The 2,627-nt window shown below is 60.6% G+C and carries 6 protein-coding genes; 5 read left to right on the top strand and 1 reads right to left on the bottom strand.

Annotated features, from left to right (window positions below; translation table 11 throughout):
- A partial coding sequence (locus BN2503_RS18935) for an IS110 family RNA-guided transposase (RefSeq protein WP_054258131.1) occupies positions 1 to 945 on the bottom strand: 945 nt, incomplete at its 3' end.
- 52 nt (positions 946 to 997) lie between these two features.
- Here BN2503_RS18935 and BN2503_RS19840 point away from each other — a divergent pair.
- Genes BN2503_RS19840 through BN2503_RS20390 form a run of 5 tightly spaced genes read left to right on the top strand, consistent with a single transcriptional unit; the run spans position 998 to position 2,476 of the window.
- Complete coding sequence (locus BN2503_RS19840; protein WP_353611905.1) at positions 998 to 1,402, top strand: DUF1010 domain-containing protein; 405 nt, start codon at positions 998 to 1,000, stop codon at positions 1,400 to 1,402.
- 16 nt (positions 1,403 to 1,418) lie between these two features.
- Entirely contained in the window at positions 1,419 to 1,664 is a 246-nt protein-coding gene (locus BN2503_RS19835; RefSeq protein ID WP_074930532.1) for a DUF1010 domain-containing protein, read from the top strand.
- Between the two features lie 20 nt (positions 1,665 to 1,684).
- The gene (locus BN2503_RS19830) at positions 1,685 to 1,930 is read left to right on the top strand and encodes a DUF1010 domain-containing protein (RefSeq protein WP_074930531.1); all 246 of its coding nucleotides are present in this window, start codon (positions 1,685 to 1,687) and stop codon (positions 1,928 to 1,930) included.
- A gap of 16 nt (positions 1,931 to 1,946) precedes the next feature.
- Positions 1,947 to 2,192: a DUF1010 domain-containing protein gene (locus tag BN2503_RS19825; protein WP_074930530.1), complete on the top strand. Its 246-nt coding sequence runs from the start codon at positions 1,947 to 1,949 to the stop codon at positions 2,190 to 2,192.
- Positions 2,193 to 2,200: 8 nt separating this feature from the next.
- Positions 2,201 to 2,476: a hypothetical protein gene (locus BN2503_RS20390; protein ID WP_148639787.1), complete on the top strand. Its 276-nt coding sequence runs from the start codon at positions 2,201 to 2,203 to the stop codon at positions 2,474 to 2,476.
- Positions 2,477 to 2,627 lie beyond the last annotated feature (151 nt).

Raw genomic sequence — 2,627 nt, 5'->3', positions numbered from 1 at the left:
CTCCTTGAGCTGCACCAGCCACTGGCTGATGCGGTCGCTGCGTTTGCCGGCCGTCATCACCGCCGACTTGGCGCCCTGGATCAGCAAGGTGCGCAAATACTCGTCGCCGCGCTTGGTGATGCGCCCAAGGCTGGCCTTGCCGCCCGTGGAGTTCTGGCTGGGCACCAGACCCAGCCAGGCGCCGAACTGGCGGGCATTGCGAAACTGAGCAAAGTCGCCCACGCTGGCCACCAGGGCCGAGGCCGTGATTGGGCCGATGCCATGCAACTGGGCCGCTGCCTGGGCACGCGCATCGCTTCGGACATGTGCGCCAATGCGCTCATCGCACCAGGCGAGCTGCAGCTCCAGGTCGATCCAGTGCAGGTGGGCTCGCTGCAGCGCCATGCGGGCGATGGTGGGCAACTCGTTACTGGCGTCCTCGATCACCTCGGCCAGCACCCGGCGCAGCGCCTCGGGGCTTTGCGGAAACACCAGGCCAAACTCGGCCAGCAGGCCGCGAATGCGGTTGATGCAGCCCGTGCGCTCTTCCTTGTAGCCCTCGCGCAGGCGGTGCACGGCCAACAGCCCCTGCTGCTCGCAGCTCTTGACTGGAACGAAGCGCATGTGCGGCCGACCCGCCGCCTCGCAGATGGCAGCCGCATCGTTGGCGTCGTTCTTGCCGCTCTTGCCGGCCATGCGGTAGGGCGTGACGAAGTGGCCCGCCACAAGCCGCGCGTCCAGACCCAGCAGGCGAAGCCGGCGAGCCACATGGTGCGCGCCGCCACACGCTTCCATGGCCACCAGACAACCTTGGGGCAACTCAGCGCACCATGCAAAGAAGCGCTCCACCGGGAACGCCTTGGCCAGCACCAGCCGGCCCGCGCAATCGACCGCATGGACCTGGAAAACCCGCTTGGACAGATCCACCCCTACCCGCGCCACCGGCGCCCGTGTAATCTCGCTCATGGACTTCCCCTTTCCTGTGACAGATTGACTTCGACACATCAATCTTGGCGCTATGACGCCGTCTCGGGATTGCGGGAAGTCCCTTCGTATTCGCTCAAGCCGACCCGCATTCGGCGGTCGGCTTAGCTTGTTCGTTAGCACCACTGAAAACCAATTTATTTCGCCCATGTCTATTCAAACGGCATTCAGTTTCTCAAGCGTTGTGCAGCGCTGGGTTTGTCGTTTGTCTGGGCTTCGCCTGGTGGCGTTACGCTGGTTTGTGGTCTTTTTAGCCTCTGGTCCTTGCGTAGCAAGCGCAAGCAGCTATTGTTTTCGTAGTGCTGCGCCGCCTCGGTGGCGCTGCGCTTTTTCGCAGTTCGTGCCCGTCGCCAAATCCAAGTTATCGGTTTTGGCTTCTGGCTCTAACCTTCCGGTCAAGCCGACCCGCCTTCGGCGGTCGGCTTACCTCGCCCGTTAGTCCCATCACCCGCTTTATGCGCGCAGCCACCTATTCCAGCGCTCTGCCTTGTCCAAGGGGTTTTCAAGCCTTTTTGGCGTCTAGCGCTTGTGCAGCAAGCGCCATCAGCTATCATTCTTGCAGCGCTGCGCCGCTTCCGTGGCCCAGCGCTTTTTGGTGGGCTGCGCCCTTGTCCAAGTCCGGGCGCTTCCTTTTGGCCTTCGGGTCTAACTTTGCGCTCAAGCCGACCCGCCTACGGCGGGCGGCTTATCTGGGCCGTTAGTCCCTTCATATTCCCGCTTTATGCAGGCCGCTATTTATTCCAGCGCTTCGCATGTCTCAAAGGCTGTCCAAGCCTTTTTGGCCTCCAGCGCTTGTGCAGCAAGCGCCACCAGCTATCCTTCTTGCAGCGCTGCGCCGCTTCCGTGGCCCAGCGCTTTTTCCTGGGCCGCGCACATCTTCAAGTCTGGGCGCTCCCTTTTGGCCTTCGGGTCTAACTCTGCGCTCAAGCGGACCCGCATTCTGCGGGCCGCTTACCCTGGCCGTTAGTCCCATCACCCGTTTCATGCGCGCACCCACCTGTTCCAGCGCTCCGCCCTGTTCCAAAGACTTTCAAGCCTTTTGGGCCTCCAGCGCTTGCCAGCCAAGCGCCATCAGCTATCATTCTTGCAGTGCTGCGCCGCTTTCGTGGCCCAGCGCTTTTTCGTGGGCTGCGCCCTTGTCCAAGTCCGGGCGCTTCCTTTTGGCCTTCGGGTCTAACTCTGCGGTCAAGCGGACCCGCATTCTGCGGGCCGCTTACCTTGGCCGTTAGAGCCATCAATGTCAGAGGCAACTGTTGGCTGGCTTGTTTTGTCGTCTATCGCAGTCGCTTCTGCGCTAGGGTGGCACCTGTTGCTGCGTTCATTTTTGCTTGCCACGGTGCTGGCTACTGCCACAGCAGTAGTTCTGTTTCAAGTCGCTGCTTACCTGTACGCTGGCTACCTTGATCCGTTCTTTCTTGTCGCAGTCATTACGTCCTCAGTTATCTGCCTACTTATTACAGTTACTGTTGGCATGCTCGTGCGCAACATCAAGGGGAAAAACAATGCACTCTAACTCTGCTACAGGGACTTCCCGCTAATTCAACCAATCATGCCGGGGCTTTTTTCCTTTGATTCGATATTGACTCCTCTCGCGACAGTGAGTGGGACGTATTGATCGAAGGCGACACCATGCAAGGACAGACTGCACATCTACAGGCGGGCTT

The sequence above is a fragment of the Paenacidovorax caeni genome (genome assembly GCF_001298675.1).
Taxonomy (GTDB): Bacteria; Pseudomonadota; Gammaproteobacteria; order Burkholderiales; family Burkholderiaceae_C; genus Paenacidovorax; species Paenacidovorax caeni.
This window is presented reverse-complemented; position numbering and strand designations above follow the sequence as displayed.